The 15,527-nt window shown below is 45.2% G+C and carries 16 protein-coding genes and 1 tRNA gene; 7 read left to right on the plus strand and 10 right to left on the minus strand.

Annotation, left to right across the window (positions count from 1 at the left end; translation table 11 throughout):
• Positions 1-89: 89 nt before the first annotated feature.
• Both AZI85_RS05370 and AZI85_RS05375 read right to left on the minus strand, forming a co-directional pair.
• Positions 90-165, minus strand: a tRNA-Gly gene (locus AZI85_RS05370).
• A gap of 221 nt (positions 166-386) precedes the next feature.
• Positions 387-1,256, minus strand: coding sequence for a formylglycine-generating enzyme family protein (locus AZI85_RS05375; RefSeq protein ID WP_063243132.1), 870 nt, complete (start codon positions 1,254-1,256; stop codon positions 387-389).
• A gap of 466 nt (positions 1,257-1,722) precedes the next feature.
• Between AZI85_RS05375 and AZI85_RS05380 the strand changes: the two genes are divergently transcribed.
• Positions 1,723-2,316, plus strand: a complete 594-nt coding sequence (locus tag AZI85_RS05380) for a hypothetical protein (RefSeq protein ID WP_063243133.1) — start codon at positions 1,723-1,725, stop codon at positions 2,314-2,316.
• Here AZI85_RS05380 and AZI85_RS05385 read toward each other — a convergent pair.
• From AZI85_RS05385 to AZI85_RS05410, 6 genes are all read right to left on the minus strand, one after another.
• Positions 2,233-3,309 carry an ABC transporter permease gene (locus AZI85_RS05385; RefSeq protein ID WP_063243134.1) on the minus strand — a complete coding sequence of 359 codons (1,077 nt, stop codon included), beginning with the start codon at positions 3,307-3,309 and terminating at the stop codon, positions 2,233-2,235. The two genes, AZI85_RS05380 and AZI85_RS05385, sit on opposite strands and share 84 nt — an antisense overlap.
• On the minus strand, positions 3,306-4,412 hold the full coding sequence (locus AZI85_RS05390; RefSeq protein WP_063243135.1) for an ABC transporter permease: 1,107 nt from the start codon (positions 4,410-4,412) through the stop codon (positions 3,306-3,308). The genes AZI85_RS05385 and AZI85_RS05390 overlap by 4 nt, the downstream gene beginning before the upstream one ends.
• Positions 4,409-5,149 (minus strand): ABC transporter ATP-binding protein, encoded by a 741-nt coding sequence (locus tag AZI85_RS05395; RefSeq protein WP_063243136.1) that lies wholly within the window; start codon positions 5,147-5,149, stop codon positions 4,409-4,411. Before AZI85_RS05395 ends, AZI85_RS05390 begins: the two co-directional genes overlap by 4 nt.
• Positions 5,146-5,886: an ABC transporter ATP-binding protein gene (locus AZI85_RS05400; protein ID WP_081110921.1), complete on the minus strand. Its 741-nt coding sequence runs from the start codon at positions 5,884-5,886 to the stop codon at positions 5,146-5,148. Before AZI85_RS05400 ends, AZI85_RS05395 begins: the two co-directional genes overlap by 4 nt.
• Positions 5,883-6,620 carry an efflux RND transporter periplasmic adaptor subunit gene (locus AZI85_RS05405; protein WP_063243218.1) on the minus strand — a complete coding sequence of 246 codons (738 nt, stop codon included), beginning with the start codon at positions 6,618-6,620 and terminating at the stop codon, positions 5,883-5,885. The genes AZI85_RS05400 and AZI85_RS05405 overlap by 4 nt, the downstream gene beginning before the upstream one ends.
• A gap of 99 nt (positions 6,621-6,719) precedes the next feature.
• Entirely contained in the window at positions 6,720-7,607 is an 888-nt protein-coding gene (locus AZI85_RS05410) for a hypothetical protein (RefSeq protein ID WP_253720854.1), read from the minus strand.
• Between the two features lie 202 nt (positions 7,608-7,809).
• Here AZI85_RS05410 and AZI85_RS05415 point away from each other — a divergent pair, with 202 nt between their 5' ends.
• Genes AZI85_RS05415 through AZI85_RS05435 form a run of 6 tightly spaced genes read left to right on the plus strand, consistent with a single transcriptional unit; the run spans position 7,810 to position 13,657 of the window.
• Positions 7,810-9,468: a HAMP domain-containing methyl-accepting chemotaxis protein gene (locus AZI85_RS05415; protein WP_063243138.1), complete on the plus strand. Its 1,659-nt coding sequence runs from the start codon at positions 7,810-7,812 to the stop codon at positions 9,466-9,468.
• A gap of 41 nt (positions 9,469-9,509) precedes the next feature.
• Positions 9,510-10,649, plus strand: a complete 1,140-nt coding sequence (gene rffA, locus AZI85_RS05420; RefSeq protein WP_063243139.1) for a dTDP-4-amino-4,6-dideoxygalactose transaminase — start codon at positions 9,510-9,512, stop codon at positions 10,647-10,649.
• The gene (gene rfbA / locus AZI85_RS05425; RefSeq protein WP_063243140.1) at positions 10,646-11,533 is read left to right on the plus strand and encodes a glucose-1-phosphate thymidylyltransferase RfbA; all 888 of its coding nucleotides are present in this window, start codon (positions 10,646-10,648) and stop codon (positions 11,531-11,533) included. Before rffA ends, rfbA begins: the two co-directional genes overlap by 4 nt.
• Positions 11,530-12,516 (plus strand): dTDP-glucose 4,6-dehydratase, encoded by a 987-nt coding sequence (gene rfbB, locus AZI85_RS05430; protein WP_063243141.1) that lies wholly within the window; start codon positions 11,530-11,532, stop codon positions 12,514-12,516. The genes rfbA and rfbB overlap by 4 nt, the downstream gene beginning before the upstream one ends.
• Positions 12,504-12,707, plus strand: a complete 204-nt coding sequence (locus AZI85_RS17845; RefSeq protein ID WP_253720868.1) for a hypothetical protein — start codon at positions 12,504-12,506, stop codon at positions 12,705-12,707. Before rfbB ends, AZI85_RS17845 begins: the two co-directional genes overlap by 13 nt.
• Positions 12,620-13,657, plus strand: coding sequence for a glycosyltransferase family 4 protein (locus AZI85_RS05435; RefSeq protein WP_253720855.1), 1,038 nt, complete (start codon positions 12,620-12,622; stop codon positions 13,655-13,657). Before AZI85_RS17845 ends, AZI85_RS05435 begins: the two co-directional genes overlap by 88 nt.
• On the opposite strand, the gene AZI85_RS05440 is transcribed toward AZI85_RS05435, so the two are convergent.
• Both AZI85_RS05440 and AZI85_RS05445 read right to left on the minus strand, forming a co-directional pair.
• The gene (locus AZI85_RS05440) at positions 13,654-14,490 is read right to left on the minus strand and encodes a hypothetical protein (RefSeq protein ID WP_063243142.1); all 837 of its coding nucleotides are present in this window, start codon (positions 14,488-14,490) and stop codon (positions 13,654-13,656) included. The genes AZI85_RS05435 and AZI85_RS05440 overlap by 4 nt on opposite strands.
• Positions 14,487-15,482 (minus strand): glycosyltransferase family 4 protein, encoded by a 996-nt coding sequence (locus tag AZI85_RS05445; protein WP_172795304.1) that lies wholly within the window; start codon positions 15,480-15,482, stop codon positions 14,487-14,489. The genes AZI85_RS05440 and AZI85_RS05445 overlap by 4 nt, the downstream gene beginning before the upstream one ends.
• Between the last annotated feature and the right edge of the window lie 45 nt (positions 15,483-15,527).

Genomic DNA, 15,527 nt, shown 5'->3' on the forward strand with positions numbered 1-15,527 from the left:
ACAGTTGCGTGAAGAGAACCGTATTTGGCTGAAGCTAAAATAAAGACAAGGGCTCAAACTAAAAAACCGCCTGACGGGCGGTTTTAATTTGGAGCGGGAGACGGGGCTCAAACCCGCGACCTATGCCTTGGCAAGGCATCGCTCTATCAACTGAGCTACTCCCGCGCTCGAAGAGAAACCAAAATTACAGTTGCCAGGCTTAGTTGTCAACGGGTAAAAATCAAAAAAATGAAGGCTTTACTGTACAGTCGCATCAAAAAATGGATGATTTTTGCTCTTATCGGATGTGTTGCTTATTTTGTGGGCTATATTTGGGGCCACAAGAACCATAAGCCGCAAGAAAACTCACAACCGCCGGCTCTCACGGCTCCAAAATAGGCCTCATACTATTTTCCCGCCGCTTTCGGGATTCTTACTACTCTGAAGCCGATGTCACCGTAACCTTTGTTTGGGGGAGCGTATCCGCGCCATGTGGCAGAGATTAGATTCGTATCATCAAGGAAGCTTCCACCGCGAGTGGTGTGAACTGCGTTGGGTTCACCTTTCACTGGTTCGTTTCCGTTCGTGGGAGCGCTATCATATCCTCTTACGAAAACATCTTCGGTTAATTCCCAGACATTTCCCAGCATATGGAAAAGTCCGTATTGATTAGCGCAGTAGCCGGGCATTCTGTTGTTCAGATAAGGAACGGGACAGGAGTCAACGGCATGGGCATAGCTCTCGCTGCCGATGTTGCCTGCGAAGAAAGGAAAGTTTGAGTCCATCTCGTCACCCCAGTAATACGTCGTCTTTGTGCCACCGCGAGCTGCGTATTCAAATTCAGCTTCAGTCGGAAGACGATAAGTGGCTGTCGGATCAATTAAATTCAAAGTGCGCGTGAATTGTTTGGCCTGTTCATACGAAATCCAGACAGCGGGATTGCTGTCCCCTTCTTGCACGTACGTCAAAGGTGAGCCATTTGCCATCCACGGTTCTGACTGCATAATTGTTTTATACTGAAGTTGCGTCACCGTGAATTGGCCAATTTGAAATTTTTGAAAGTTGCGAGGCTTTGCAGGCGCGGCTTCGAAATCATCGTTATTTCCAATCATGACTCCGTCGGCCGCCGGTATTTCACAAAAAGTCATCGTGACATAACCGTCAAGAACGACAGTTTTTTGATTTTTACAGGCACTCTCTTTCGCGAATGCGGATTCAACGCTCGCTAAAGTAGTTAAAGTGAATGCGGCAAGAAGGAAGGATTTAAGGTTTTTCATTTTTAGTCTCCAGGATTGTTTGTTTTCAGAGAATTGATATTGCAGTGTCGATGCCAGCCTCTGCCCACCTGCTTTCAACAACTTATGTGGGTATTTCAAAAACGCTGCCGGGCCTCCGTCAGGTCTTTTCGCCGAGATCCTGGCTGCTGCCGAAGTTTCGGCAACCTCTTGCTTTATGAGCCTTGACAGATTCGCCTAACGACTCACCTTGTTACTATGAGTTTGAAGAAGATTCTCTTCTATTCTTTACTTCCCCTCTTCTTCCTTTTGGCTATGGTGGGAGTTCCTCCTCCTGCGCTCTTTGTGGAAAGAAAAAAAGGACCTACTGAACAGGCACAAGTCCTCGATGAAGAAGAGGTGGGTAAGAAGAACTAAGTCCGTTTCTAACAAATCGTTTATGTAGGTTAACGGAAAGAAACATGACTCCTGCAATGAATCCGCTAAAAGATTCTTAAAAGGAGTCTTTATGAAATTTAACATCATTCTGTCGGCCCTGGTATTTTTCGGCCTCAACGCTCAGGCTTCTACTTTTGAAAATGTTCGTGGGACTTATAAAATCCTTAATTGCAAAAATGAATCGGCGAATCCGTCTGTGGGAGATGCCAAGCTTTGCAACAACAAACAAGTCACCATTCATCCTGAAACTTACGGAACTTCTATTTACTTTTCTCAATGGGTGAATGGCGAAGAAGCAGTCCGCTCTTTTGGTCTTCCTAAAAACATGAGTCAACTGCCTCACGGAAAGTATTCTGAAAAAGGCGATTACTATGCTTCGTTCATCAATGATCAGTATGGGTATGGCGAAGTGATTATTATGCGCAAAGTTTCCGGTGACCTGTATCACCTTTCCATGCATCGTCGCTCTGATACTTTGAAAACTTTAGATATCTTTGAGATGGATCTGGAAAGAACGTCCCGAACATCAGAGCCTCTTCCCGCGATTCCGGAAATTGAAGATGGTGGTGACCCTTGTGGCCTACCCGAGTACGACCTTAAAGCGTCGCCAGCTAGCTGTGATGACCAAGACCGCCATGGCGGTAAGTATAAGAACATTAAATAAGATCAGGCGTGCATCCCCGCCCTTCAGCATAATATTGCGAAGAAGCTCGATGAAATAAGTCAGCGGATTGATGTACGAGAAAATTCTTAAGACCCAGGGCATGTTTTCAATGGGAAAAACAAGCCCTGATAGCAGTACTGACGGAAAAAGATAAAGAAATCCCCCCATCATCGACTGCTGCTGGTTCTTAGCGACAGTAGAAATAAATAAACCAATTCCCACCGTACAACACACAAATACAAACGAAGAAAGAAGCAGAATGAAAAGACTGCCTCTTAAAGGCATTCCAAAAAGAGCGACGGCCACACCGACAATCAGAGGAATATTGCTCATTCCTAAAAGAACAAAGGGCACGGTCTTCCCAAAAATCACTTCTTCTGGTTTTACCGGAGCGGAAATCAAAGTCTCGAATGTGCCTATTTCTTTTTCTTTGGTGATGGACATACTGGTCAGAAGAATCGTGATTAAACAAACCAACAAACTCATCACGCCAGGCACAAGGAACAACGCCGTTCTTAGAGCCGGATTATAAAGCACGCGCACATCAAACTGAAACGGCGCTAACTGAGGATACAAGGACTGCACGATGTTTAGAAAATATCTTTCGATACTTTGCGCGCGCGTGACGTTAGTGGCATTAACAAGAAGCTGGACCTTTCCTTCACTTCTTCCCAAGCTTTTATCTAAACCACCCATCGGTGCCACGAGGACAGCATCAGCTTCACCTTTATTAATTTGATCAAAAGGATCTAATGAAGAAGTTTTTGCCGGGATAAACCACCCCGAGGCTAAAGCTTTGCGGTAAATCTCTTGAAGACTTGTATCGTTAGGGGCCCCGAAAACGCTCAGTCGAATATTCTTTGCTTCCGTAGATAGAGCCACACCAAAGATCGTGAGTTGCACACACGGCGCCACAAACAAAAGCATGCGCATGCGTGGGTCACGCAAGGTTTGTAAAAATTCTTTCCTGATAAATCCTAAGAGCGTCTTCATGGTTCGACATCCTTTTTAAATTTTTTCGTCGCCAGAAGAATCATCAAACAAAAGAGCGCGCACAACGCCAGAAATGAAGGCAAGATATCGAAAAAGCTCGAACCTTGTAAAAAAAGCTGACGACTGATTTTAATGAACCAACGTGCCGGTAAAATCATCGTCAAGTAGTAAAAAAAAGAGGGCATGTGTTCGTTAGGAAAAATAAAACCTGATAGTAAAATCGTCGGCAGAAGACCCGACAGCATCGCAATCTGCATACTGAGTTGCTGCTTGCGGGTCACAACAGAGATCAAAAGACCTTGCGCCAAATACGTGCTTAGAAAAATCATGCAAGCAACCAAGTACACAAAAAAGTTTCCCTTAAACGGCACAGAGAACACCAATTGCGACATGATAAATACGAAAAACACGGCCACCATCCCCATCACCGAGTACGGCAGAAGTTTTCCCAGAATGATTTCTATGGGTCTTACAGGTGTCGCCAGCAATAACTCCATCGAGCCGTTTTCCCACTCACGCGCCACAGTTAAAGCCGTCAATAAAATAGAAAGAATGGCAATGATCGCCGCCGCCAACCCCGGTACGACAAACCAGCGGCTGTTCAACTCGGGGTTAAATAGAAACCGCGTTTTTACTTCAAGCGGTGCTTTGATTTTTCCAAACTCGTTTTCCAGTATGCGACGATGGATGCCTCCTAGATAACCAACGATCGAACCCGCCGAAGAGTTGTCCGAGCCATCAATTAACACCTGCACTGACGCGCTTGAAAAAGGCTTTAGATCCTGAGTCAATGTCGGTGGAATAACCAAAGCAGCATGCACCCGGCCCTCATCCAATGCCTGCACCGCTTCTGCAGGGCTGTGCACTGGGCTAGAAATAAAATATCCTGAACTGGTGAAGGTCTTTTCGATATTCCACGAGGTCTGCGTTTTATTCCCATCAAAAACAGCAAGGCCGATCCGGTCCATATTAAATTCGATCGCATATCCGAAAAACAAAACCATAACGACCGGCATTCCCAACGCCAGAGCCATCGTGAAAGGATCACGAACGATATGAAAAACTTCTTTTTTTGCTATCGCCAAGATGGAGCGAAATTTCATTTTCCCTCCACCTGATGAATGAAAACATCTTCAAGAGTGACTGAGTGAGGATCCTTATCGGGAAAACTATTATGTTTCAGACCTGACGGAGAATCTAAGGCGATCAATTCCCCGGAGCGCATTAAGACAATGCGCTCACATTGCTCGGCTTCGTCCATGTAATGAGTGGTGACGAAAACAGTTTTTCCGTCTTTGGCAAGCTCACGAATCAAAGCCCAGAAGCGCTGGCGATACGCGGGGCTAACGCCGGCGGTAGGCTCATCTAAGAAGACCAATTCAGGATCATGAAGCAGGGAAGCGACAAGACTCACCTGCTGCTTCACGCCGCCGGGAATATCACGCACTAAGACTGTTTCGGATTCTTTGAATTTAATAAAACCAAGAAGCTTTTCCTTCTGCGCTTTAAAATTCGCATCGGGAATTTTTCGAAGTGCCGCGGTGAACGCCAGATTTTCTGCCACACTCAAATCATCGTACAGTGTGAACTTCTGAGACATGTATCCGACTTTTTGCTTCACTTGAAATGAATCTTTTAAAACGTCGATACCACAGACGAAAGTTTTTCCGTGGGTGGGCAACAGCAAGCCACAAAGAACGCGAATGGTTGTGGTTTTGCCGGCGCCATTTGCGCCAAGAAATCCAAAGATCTCCCCTTTTGAAACTTGAAATGAAATGTCCTTCACGGCAAAGTAATCACCGAACTTAACAGAAAGTCCTTCGACTTCGACCGCGTTCATAACGCCTCCAAAGAGGAGTCGTACTGCAAAAACACCTCATCAAAACTTTTACAGTCCTTCTGTTTCAATATTTCCTGTGGAGGACCCTCTAACAACGTCTTTCCATCAAAAAGCAGATGCACCTGCTGGCACTTCAACGCTTCGTCCATGTACGACGTGGTGACCAGAATAAGAATATCTTCTTGCTCTTTCAAATCATAAAGAAGTTCCCAGAAATCCCGACGACTTAAGGGATCGACGCCATTGGTAGGTTCATCCAACAACAAAACCTTCGGAGACGACAACAACGCGCAAATCAATCCCAGCTTCTTATACATGCCTCCCGATAACTGCGAAGCCAGACGGTCGGTGACACCTTCCAAACGAGCCATGTGCAAGAGTTTCTGACGACGGTTTTTATAGTCCTCTTCAGGAAGCTGATACAGAGTTTTAAAAAATTCCAGATGTTCATGAATGCTGAGCTCGGGATACAGACTTTGTGTTTGCGGCATATAGGCAACGAGCTCGCGAATTTTTGAAAATGTCACTGGTGAGTCTTGATCAAGGAAAATAATTTCACCTTGATCCGGCTTTAAAAGACCCATGATATGGCGAAGGAAAGTGGTTTTACCTGCGCCCTCCGGGCCAATGATTCCGTGAATCTGATGAGGAGTAAACTGCATAGAAAGACCTTTGAGAGCTTGCGTCTGTCTTAACTTCTTCCAGACATTCAGAGCCTTCAAAGAAATGTCTTTCATGGCTCTTCTGCCGCCCACTCAAGGGTCATTCCCGGCTTTAAAATGCCTTCCGGATTATTAAAGTAGATTTTAACAGCATATACCAGCCGTGTTCTTTCATCACGAGTCTGAACATTTTTGGGCGTGAACTCAGCTTCGGGATTGATATAAGAAATAACACCTTCAAAACTCTTATCATCGAGCTCAGGAACTTGCGCACGAACTTTTTGTTCAAGCTTCAACTTTGAAATCTCGTCGTGAGGCAAATAGAAATAAGCATAAACTTCTTCAAGATTCCCCACGGTGAGCAGCTTGGCTCCTGGAGACACCATCTCTCCGGGTTCAAAGTAAGTCGTTAAAACTGTGCCTTTTAACGGTGACGCAATATCACACCAGCCCTGGCGCAATGAAACATCATCCATTTTATTTTTCACGTGATCGTAAGCTTCTCGCGAAATGCCGCCACTGCGAAACAAACTATTGGAGCGATCATAACTGCTTTTGATCAGGCGATAAGAAATACGGATGTCTTCGCAAGCCAGCTTTACAACCTGCTGTCCTTTGTCGACAATCTGACCTTCACGCACCTGAAACTCTTCAATCACAGAAGACACCCGAGCAGGAATATCCACTTTCGTCACTTCGACGGTGCCCGCATAAGCAAATTCAGTTTTAAATAAGAAAACTTTCGCCACATAGGCAAGAACGAGAATCAAAACGATGAGAACAACCGGGATGATTTTCTTTTTTGACATAACTAACGCTAACGTGAGTTTGCCACCAGAGTAAATATGTAAAAAAAGCCGATGCTGTCGAGACATCGGCTTTCTTTCATTTTCTATTTTAAGAAAATATTAACGACCTGGGAAGAACCAGCAGCGAGGGCGCACACCCGCGACATCGCGAGGAGCATAGCAAGAACCTTGCTTGTAATCAGAGTTGCTGACCGCTTCGCTTTCTTTAGCAACGCACAACATACCTTGGAAGTATGTATCCAAACGACATTGAGTGTCTGGATGTTGATCGTTCATACGGCTCACTTCGCGTTTATCGGGAGTGCCGAAGTTAGGCGCTGTTGTTTCTTTACGCAAAGATTGGAAAAGATTTGCAACAGATTGACCCGCTAAAGACGTTCTTAGGCAGATCAAACGCTCTTTCTCGTCAGAGAATTGCGCTTCACAACCGGCAACTGCGTACGGATCTAAATCAAGATCTTTCAAGATCGCTGCGTTGTCGTCTTCAGCAAAGAAACGGCGAAGACATTTCAAAGTGGCAAAATAGTCCGAGCCACCTTCATTTGTCGCCCATGACCCCATCCAACCAGAAATTTTTGGTGCCCCACCATTGTGATGACCGAACTCATGACAAGCTACTAATGCAAACCCCTCTACATTTGTTGCTTGGTGACGAGCCAATCCGCCATACATATTGAGGATCTGAGTCTTGCCTGATCTTTGCGCAGAAGCGTTCACTGTCGCATCTTTCCAAAGACGGTTGATCTTCAAAGTATCGCCCATTCTTTCGACGTCAGTTTTGTAGATTCTTTCCAAACGATCCAAGACGTCATTGAATTGCTGCTCTGTGATACCGCCAGCAGTGAATACTCCCACTGGAATTCTCATATCATTTTCTGGAACGAAACCGTGGCAAAGAGAAACTGTGTCCGTAGTTTTATGCGTGAAGCCGAGTGTTGCGATCAATGCAACAGCCGCCGTCACACGCGTAAGCGTTGATTTTGTCATGACTTTCCCCTCCTTGAGTCTAGACGTACTAAAAATCGTAACAACCTACTGAGGCCACATTCAATTAAATAACTTTAACGTTTCGCACCGCACCTAGGTCCATACAACGGGCTCACATTTTACAAAAGACTTAAAGTTCCGCAATTTTCCAGTCGAGAAGACTTTAGAAGTACTCATTAATTTTCTTACCGGGAGCATTGGAATGAATTCAGGAAAATTGGGATCATGGTTTAAAGGTTTGCGTGGCAAGCTCTTCTTGTCAGCAATGCTGCCCGTGCTAGCTTTCGCTGTACTCACAGGAATTTCGCTGACTTCGATGAGTCACCTCGGCGATATGCTTACTGATGCTTATACAGATGTTATTCCAAATATGGATGGCTTAGGCCGCATCGGGATGCAACGCGCCCGTATTGGTTATTTTATCTGGGCTTCTCTTGCGAACAATCATGATAAGAAATCTCGCGACAACTTTATCAAGAAGGCCAAAGAGGCTTTTGCTGACTTTAAAGAAGGTCAGGCTTACTACGAATCCACCCGCCTCGATGAAGAAGAACAGAAAAATTACGCCAAAGCTCGTGAGGTCAAAGAACAGTTTTACACTCTGACTGAAAATATGATTGCGGGATTAGAGAAAAATACTCCCGAAGACGATGCAAAAGTACATACCGCAATGAACGGCGGAGAGTGGCATATTTTGGCTCTTCACACACAAGCCGCTATTGCAACTAACATGGAATTGTACAACAAGCGCTCATTTGAAAATAATAAGCTGCAAAAAGAAAGAAGAGCTTTTGAAACTCAGCTTCTTCTTTTGATCGCGGGTTTCTGTGCGACAGCCATGTTCGGTCTTTTAATGTGGATTGCTTACCGCGTATCAAATACCGTCAGTGGTATTGCGGCGGGATTGGATGAATCGGGTTCACAAGTAGCTTCTGCCATCACTCAACTTTCCGCTGCCGGACAGACACTGTCTGAAGCTTCGACTGAAGCCGCCGCTTCCCTAGAAGAAACCGTGGCGTCACTTGAAGAAATGTCTTCGATGGTAAAGATGAATTCCGACAACGCAAAACAGGCCGCTGCACTTTCTCAGTCATCGAAAGACGCCGCCGAGCACGGCCAGCAAGAGATTCATCATTTGATTGAGTCTATGCGTGACATCTCGTCGTCTTCTAAAAAGATCGAAGAAATTATCAGCGTGATCGACGATATCGCTTTCCAAACGAACTTGTTGGCCTTGAATGCTTCGGTCGAAGCTGCTCGTGCCGGTGAGCACGGAAAAGGTTTTGCCGTGGTTGCTGAAGCCGTTCGTACGCTAGCGCAACGCTCCGCAGTGGCAGCTAAAGACATCAACGGCCTTATCAAAGAGAGCGTTGAAAAGGTCGAGAAAGGATCCACTATCGCCGACCGTTCTGGCGAAGTTCTTTCTAATATCGTGAACTCGGTAAAAAAGGTGGCTGATCTAAACAATGAAATTTCAGCAGCCAGCGGCGAACAAACAACCGGCATTCAACAGATCAGCCGTGCGATGAACCAACTGGATCAAAGCTCACAGTCTAACGCCGCGTCTTCCGAAGAAGTGGCCGCTTCCGCAGAGGAAATCAACGCCCAGGCTCTCAATATGAAGAAGATGGTCGAGAACTTAAATGCTGTTATTTTAGGCTCTTCAGACGGTCCTTCGGTGAAGCCTACTCACCACAAAACTGTGGCAAAAAAAGATGCCAAAGTCCTCTCTTTCCAAGAGAAAAAATCCTCTGATAAAGCCGTTCGCCCCGTGGGGAAAAAGTCACAGGCCGCGTCGAGCGTCATTCCATTTGATGATGACGGTCCCACTCGTAAAGTCGGCACTACAGACGGCTTTTAATCCATTGCTCCCTCATGGTGCTTAGGCTACGATGAGGGGGTATGAAAATCCCTTTTAATATTCCACCGAAAAGCTCTAATGAAGAGAAATATATTTCTCAGGCCATCGCCAATAAAAAACTAAGCGGCGAAGGTTCATTCAATAAAAAATGTGCTGAATGGTTTAACAAAAATCTTCCGACCTTGATGACGGTTATCACTCCTTCTTGCACATCGGCTCTTGAAATGGCGATGGTGCTTGCAGATATCGGACCGGGAGATGAAGTTATTCTTCCCTCTTTCACTTTCACATCGACAGCCAATGTCGTGGCCCTTTATGGTTCTGTCCCCGTCTTTGTCGATGTTGATCCGTTGACAATGAATATCGATCCTGCCGCGATTCAACAAGCCATCACTCCTCGCACGAAGGTGATTATGCCTGTGCACTACGCCGGTGTGGGATGTAAGATGGATGAGATCATGGCTCTGGCCAACCAGCACGGTATTTGGGTGGTGGAAGATGCCGCGCAAGGGATCTTTGCTTCCTACAAAGGAAAAGCCTTGGGAACTTGGGGTCACATGGCCGCTTTCAGTTTTCACGAAACTAAGAATATTGTGTGCGGTGAAGGTGGCGCTTTAACAATCAACGATCCACGTTTGGTGGCGCGCGCAGAAATCGTGCGCGACAAAGGAACCAATCGTCAGCAATTTCTCAACGGCCAAGTGGATAAGTACACTTGGCAGGATAAAGGCTCGTCTTATCTTCTTTCTGAACTTTCTGCAGCCTTTCTTCTTTCTCAGTTGGAAGAAGGCAAAGAAATTACGGCGAAACGTTTGGCCTTGTGGAACCAGTATCACCAAGGCTTGGCGGACCTTGAAAAAAACGGTCACTTGCAACGCATGACGGTTCCTAGTGACTGCCAGGCGAATGCTCATATCTATTATCTGCTTTTAAACTCAGTGGAAGTGCGCACCGCTTTGTGGAGTTACTTGAAAGAGGCCGGCATTCAGTCGACCACGCACTACGTGGCACTTCACTCGGCGCCTGCGGGTGTTAAATACGGTCGCGTTTCGGGATCGATGAAAGTCACTGATGATCTTTCCAATCGCCTGTTGCGCCTTCCGATGTGGGCCGATCTTTCCAGTAACGAAGCGGCCTTGGTTCTTGAAAAAATTCATTCCTTCTTTAAGGGGCAAGCATGAAGGGAATCATTCTAGCGGGCGGCGCGGGATCGCGTCTTTATCCAATGACCCGGGTTATGACCAAGCAGCTTCAGTCTGTTTACGATAAACCCATGATTTATTATCCGCTCAGCATTCTTATGCTCGGTGGTATTAAAGACATTCTTTTAATCACCACACCGGACGATCAACCTTTGTTTAAAAAACTATTGGGTGATGGTTCTCAGTTTGGCGTGAAGCTCAGCTACAAAATTCAGGAAAAGCCGAACGGACTCCCAGAAGCTTTTGTCCTGGGCGAAGATTTTATTGGCAATGATCACGTGTGCCTGATCTTGGGGGACAATCTTTTCTATGGAGATTTGGATTTCTTCCGTCGCGCCATTGAAGAACAAAAGGCGAAAAAATCAGATCTTCACGGACGGGTTTTTGCTTACTACGTAGCGGATCCTACCGCTTATGGCGTTGTTGAATTTGATAAGACCACTAAAAAAGTGAAGTCGATCGAAGAAAAACCAAAGCAACCGAAATCCAATTACGCTATTCCGGGTCTTTATCTTTTCGACAACACGGTTTCCAAACGCGCTAAAGAATTAAAACCTTCTCCGCGTGGGGAAACGGAAATTGTGGATTTGATTCTTTCTTACCACAACGAAGGAAAGCTTGGTGTGGAGATGATGTATCGTGGTCTTGCTTGGCTGGACACGGGCACTCCCCGCTCTCTTCTGGATGCGGCGGCCTTTATCGGTGCCATCGAAGAACGCCAAGGCATGAAAGTCGCCTGCCTTGAAGAAATCGCTTACCGCATGAAGTTTATTAATCTGGAGCAACTACAAAAAATCACTTCGGAACTTCCCAAGTGTTCTTATCGCTCGTATTTAGAAAAAATCATTTCTGAGGAACTATGAAACAAACGGTTTTATTGACCGGCTGTGCTGGCTTTATTGGATCTAACTTTGTAAGAACGGTGGCTTGCCGTGATGACATCAAAGCGCACTATGATTTTGTGATCGTGGATGCTCTGACTTATGCAGGCAATCTTGCGAATATCCAAAAAGAATTGGATACACATCCGCATTTGAAGTTTTATCACTTGGACATCCGCGACTCTCACAAGATGGACGAGCTTTTTAAGAAATATCAATTCAGTGGCGTGATCAACTTCGCGGCCGAGTCTCACGTCGATCGCTCTATTGAAAGTCCCAACATCTTTGTAGAAACAAATGTTTTGGGCACGTTGAATCTTTTAAAAGAAAGCCTGGCTCTTTTTGAAAAGAATCCGAACTTCCGCTATCTGCAAATCAGTACGGATGAGGTCTACGGCACCTTACAGATGTCAGACCCTGCTTTCACGGAAGACACTCCGATTTCTCCGAACAGCCCTTACAGCGCTTCTAAAGCCAGTGCGGATCTTTTGTGCCGCTCTTTCTTTGAAACTTACAAACTTCCGGTGATGATCACACGTTGCTCAAACAACTATGGTCCTTTGCAGGTAGAAGAAAAATTTATTCCCTTGATGATCAAACGGGCTTTAGCAAATCAACCGCTTCCTATCTACGGAACAGGCATGAATATCCGCGATTGGATTTACGTGGATGATCATAACGAAGGTGTTTGGAAAGTCTTCACTTCCGGTCGCGCCGGTGAGGTTTACAATCTGGGCGGCAACTCCGAAAGACAGAATCTGGATGTGGCAAAACTGATCTTAAAACACTTGGGAAAACCCGAATCTCTTTTAAGCTTCGTACAGGATCGCAAAGGCCATGATTTCCGCTATGCGATCAATTTCTCGAAAGCGCAAAAAGAATTAAACTGGAGCCCGACAGTGAAGTTTGAAGAGGAAGGCCTTCTTCGCACCATCAATCACTACAAAGCTTTATGGGCGAAGTAAAAGTTCTTCACTGTATTCATTCACTTTCATGGGGAGGCCTTGAAATCTACACTGTCGAGCTGATCCAAAAGCTCGCAGAAAAAGGCCTTTCCCAAAAAGTATTATGTTCCGCGCACTCGCGCGTGACGGAAGAACTAAAAAAATCCGGCGTCGAAGTTTTACCTTTTCCAGAAAAAAACTTTCGAAATTAAAAACGGCACGCTTGATTAGAAATATCATCAAAGAGCATGGCATCACTCACCTGCACTCTCACACGCGTCTGGATATGTGGGCCTGCGCTTTGGCGAAATGGAATCTTCCAAAGATCAAACACATCTACAATCTTTACATGAACGCGACTCCGAAAAGAGATTTTGTTCATAAATGGCTATTTTCTAAAGTGGATGCCTTGTGCAGTTCTTCAGAAAATATCCTGGACGATGTTAAAAAGAATTTTCCCATTGCCCCAGAAAAACTCCACTTGATCCGCTACGGGCGCAAGACTGAAAACTTTAAGCACGATGGATTAAAACGCCAAGAGCTGCGCGATAAATATGGTGCTCGCATTGAACAAATTGTTTTTGGAACTCTTTGCCGTATTGATCCAGGCAAAGGGGTTCGAGAACTGGTTCAAGCCCTGGAATACCTGAACGATCATGAATTAGAGAAAACTCAGCTCTGGATTGTCGGCGATCCCACTATCATCGGAAAAAATTCGGATGGCACCCCTATTTTTGAAGGCCCTTCTGAAGAATTAAGTCGCTGGATTGCCGAGCGCATGGAAAACCCACGTTACAAGGATCATATCGTTCGCATTCCTTTTCAAAAAGACTATGTGTCCTACATCGATGCGTTAGACGTATTTGCACTCGCCTCTTACAACGAGACTTATTCTTTAAGTGTATTAGATGCGATGATGATGGCTAAACCCGTGATTGGCACTAATGCCGGCGGAACACCTGAGCAAGTGGGCTTGCACCATGAGCGGGGTCTTTTAGCTGAGCCTAAAGATGCCGAGTCGCTTTCTCAAGCCTTCCGTCACTATTTACAGCGACCGGAAGACATTCAGATTCAAGGTCATAAGGCGCAGGAGTGGTCTTTAAGCAAACACAATTGGCCCGTGACTCAAGAGGCTTTTTTAAGCCTCTATAAATCGATTTAACCTTCGGGATTTAAAATCAGATCTGCCAGTTGAGCTTGGTGGGTCTGAACATAGCGCGGGAACTCAGAGTCGACAGCGACAAATTCAGATTCAATCTCTTGACCATAAAGACTTCCACCTTTGCGGATGATCTCTTCCACTTTTTTGGGGTCTTTGAACGTGTCTTTATTGTGTTCCTTATGGGCGTAAGCTTCGATTTTTTCGATCACTTTTTTGGCTCCGCCTAAATAGCTGAAATGCCAGCCTCCATTGGGAATCACAGTAATATCTTTCGTGCTTTGGCGCGTCTCGCGATACAAACGAGTCTTTTTGATTGTCTGAATGTCTTGGTAATTCAACATCACCGTTCCATACCAAGGCATGTAGCCGTTCACTAAAGGAATAGGTTCTGGATACTTTTTCACAAAGCAGTTCAGGTAATAGTAATAAAGCTTTTGTTGAAACACTTTGATTCCAGGTTGGTGCGCATACTGTTTCACCAACTCGGGGCGAGGGATTTCATCAACATCCGACACGATGATGACGTCATCGGGCTTTGCGTTCTTCAAACCTTTTAAGATCTGCTCTTTTTGATGATCGTCATAGTCCCAGGTTTTTGGAACGCGCCATTTAGAAAAGAAGGTCGGATATTGATCAACAACGACGTGTTCAATCTTGTGCAAGAAAGGCTTAAATCTTTCTTTATTCTGCTCAAAGAAAAGCGGCTTGTCTTTCTTTTGGAATGTGCGAGTTGCTTCGACTAAAACAAAACGATCCACAACGTCGTTTAAAGTATTCAAACGAATTTCTAAAAGATCCATTTCGTTAAAGAATGCAAAACAATCGTAAATCATGATCTCCCCAATACTTTCTTATACACTGCGACCGTGTCTTGCGCACACTTTTCCCAAGTGAAACGCGGAGCTTGTTTCAGCCCTTTTTGAGTCAAAGCTTCACGGTAAGCTTGATCCGTTAAAACTCTGCTTAATGCGGCCGCCATCTCCGTAGGACTTCCCGGGTCTACAAGACTTGCGGCATCTCCGCTGATTTCTTCAAGAACTCCGCCAGCGCTGGTCACGACCGGAGTTCCTAAAGACATAGCTTCTAAAACAGGAATTCCAAAACCCTCATACCAAGACGGAAAAAAGAAAACACTTGCTCGCTGATAAAGCTCGGAAAGTTTTTCTGTGGGAACATAGTTTAAGTGAATAATGTCATTTTTAAACGGAGAACTTTCTAATGCCCGTTGAATTTCTTCAGCCCCAAATCCCCATGCCCCGGCCAGCACCAGTTTTTCTTCGAAACCTTGAGCCTTTAAGGCCTCAAAGGCACGAATGACTCCCAAGACGTTTTTGCGTTTTTCTAAGGTCGCCAGAAATAAAATATACTTTTCAGGCAGGCCCAACGAAGGACCTTGTCCGGCCATGCGCGAACGATTGCAACCAAGATAAGTCAGGTGCAGACGGTCTTCCAACTGCGGGAAATATTTTAAAACCTGATTTTTTGTAAACTGCGAATTCACGATCACGGCGTCCACGGAGGAATTTAAAACATTCGTCATATCGCGAATGCCTTTTAGAAAAAACTCCGGGCGGTTGTATTTTTCTTCAAAGACAATCATATCGTGAATGGTCACGATACGCGGTAAAAAACCTTTTAAGTTCAGTTTAAAATCAGGGCCATGATAAAGGCTGTCAGAAGCCCACTTTAGCAGCAGAAAGCTTTCTGCATGGTGACTGGGAAGAATGCTTTCGATGTTTTTTTTATTTTTATAGCGCGAGATTTTAACGGCGGGGCGAACCTCTAAATCCTTTTCTTTTGAAAAGTGTTCAAGGAGCTGAAGCATATAAACTCCAACTCCGGTCACTTTCTGCGGATTCAAGGTGCTGAC

It is taken from the genome of Bdellovibrio bacteriovorus (assembly GCF_001592755.1).
In the GTDB taxonomy this organism is placed as follows: Bacteria; Bdellovibrionota; Bdellovibrionia; order Bdellovibrionales; family Bdellovibrionaceae; genus Bdellovibrio; species Bdellovibrio bacteriovorus_E.

Coding starts and splice junctions, on each gene's coding strand:
- AZI85_RS05400 (WP_081110921.1), bottom strand. CDS start 5,886: ATGAAAGACATTTCTTTGAAGGCTCTGAATGTCTGGAAGAAGTTAAGA.
- AZI85_RS05385 (WP_063243134.1), bottom strand. CDS start 3,309: ATGAAGACGCTCTTAGGATTTATCAGGAAAGAATTTTTACAAACCTTG.
- rfbB (WP_063243141.1), top strand. CDS start 11,530: ATGAAACAAACGGTTTTATTGACCGGCTGTGCTGGCTTTATTGGATCT.
- AZI85_RS05435 (WP_253720855.1), top strand. CDS start 12,620: ATGTTCCGCGCACTCGCGCGTGACGGAAGAACTAAAAAAATCCGGCGT.
- AZI85_RS05440 (WP_063243142.1), bottom strand. CDS start 14,490: ATGATTTACGATTGTTTTGCATTCTTTAACGAAATGGATCTTTTAGAA.
- AZI85_RS05445 (WP_172795304.1), bottom strand. CDS start 15,482: ATGCTTCAGCTCCTTGAACACTTTTCAAAAGAAAAGGATTTAGAGGTT.
- AZI85_RS05415 (WP_063243138.1), top strand. CDS start 7,810: ATGAATTCAGGAAAATTGGGATCATGGTTTAAAGGTTTGCGTGGCAAG.
- AZI85_RS05380 (WP_063243133.1), top strand. CDS start 1,723: ATGAAATTTAACATCATTCTGTCGGCCCTGGTATTTTTCGGCCTCAAC.
- AZI85_RS05395 (WP_063243136.1), bottom strand. CDS start 5,149: ATGAACGCGGTCGAAGTCGAAGGACTTTCTGTTAAGTTCGGTGATTAC.
- AZI85_RS05410 (WP_253720854.1), bottom strand. CDS start 7,607: ATGACAAAATCAACGCTTACGCGTGTGACGGCGGCTGTTGCATTGATC.
- AZI85_RS05390 (WP_063243135.1), bottom strand. CDS start 4,412: ATGAAATTTCGCTCCATCTTGGCGATAGCAAAAAAAGAAGTTTTTCAT.
- AZI85_RS17845 (WP_253720868.1), top strand. CDS start 12,504: ATGGGCGAAGTAAAAGTTCTTCACTGTATTCATTCACTTTCATGGGGA.
- rfbA (WP_063243140.1), top strand. CDS start 10,646: ATGAAGGGAATCATTCTAGCGGGCGGCGCGGGATCGCGTCTTTATCCA.
- AZI85_RS05375 (WP_063243132.1), bottom strand. CDS start 1,256: ATGAAAAACCTTAAATCCTTCCTTCTTGCCGCATTCACTTTAACTACT.
- AZI85_RS05405 (WP_063243218.1), bottom strand. CDS start 6,620: ATGTCAAAAAAGAAAATCATCCCGGTTGTTCTCATCGTTTTGATTCTC.
- rffA (WP_063243139.1), top strand. CDS start 9,510: ATGAAAATCCCTTTTAATATTCCACCGAAAAGCTCTAATGAAGAGAAA.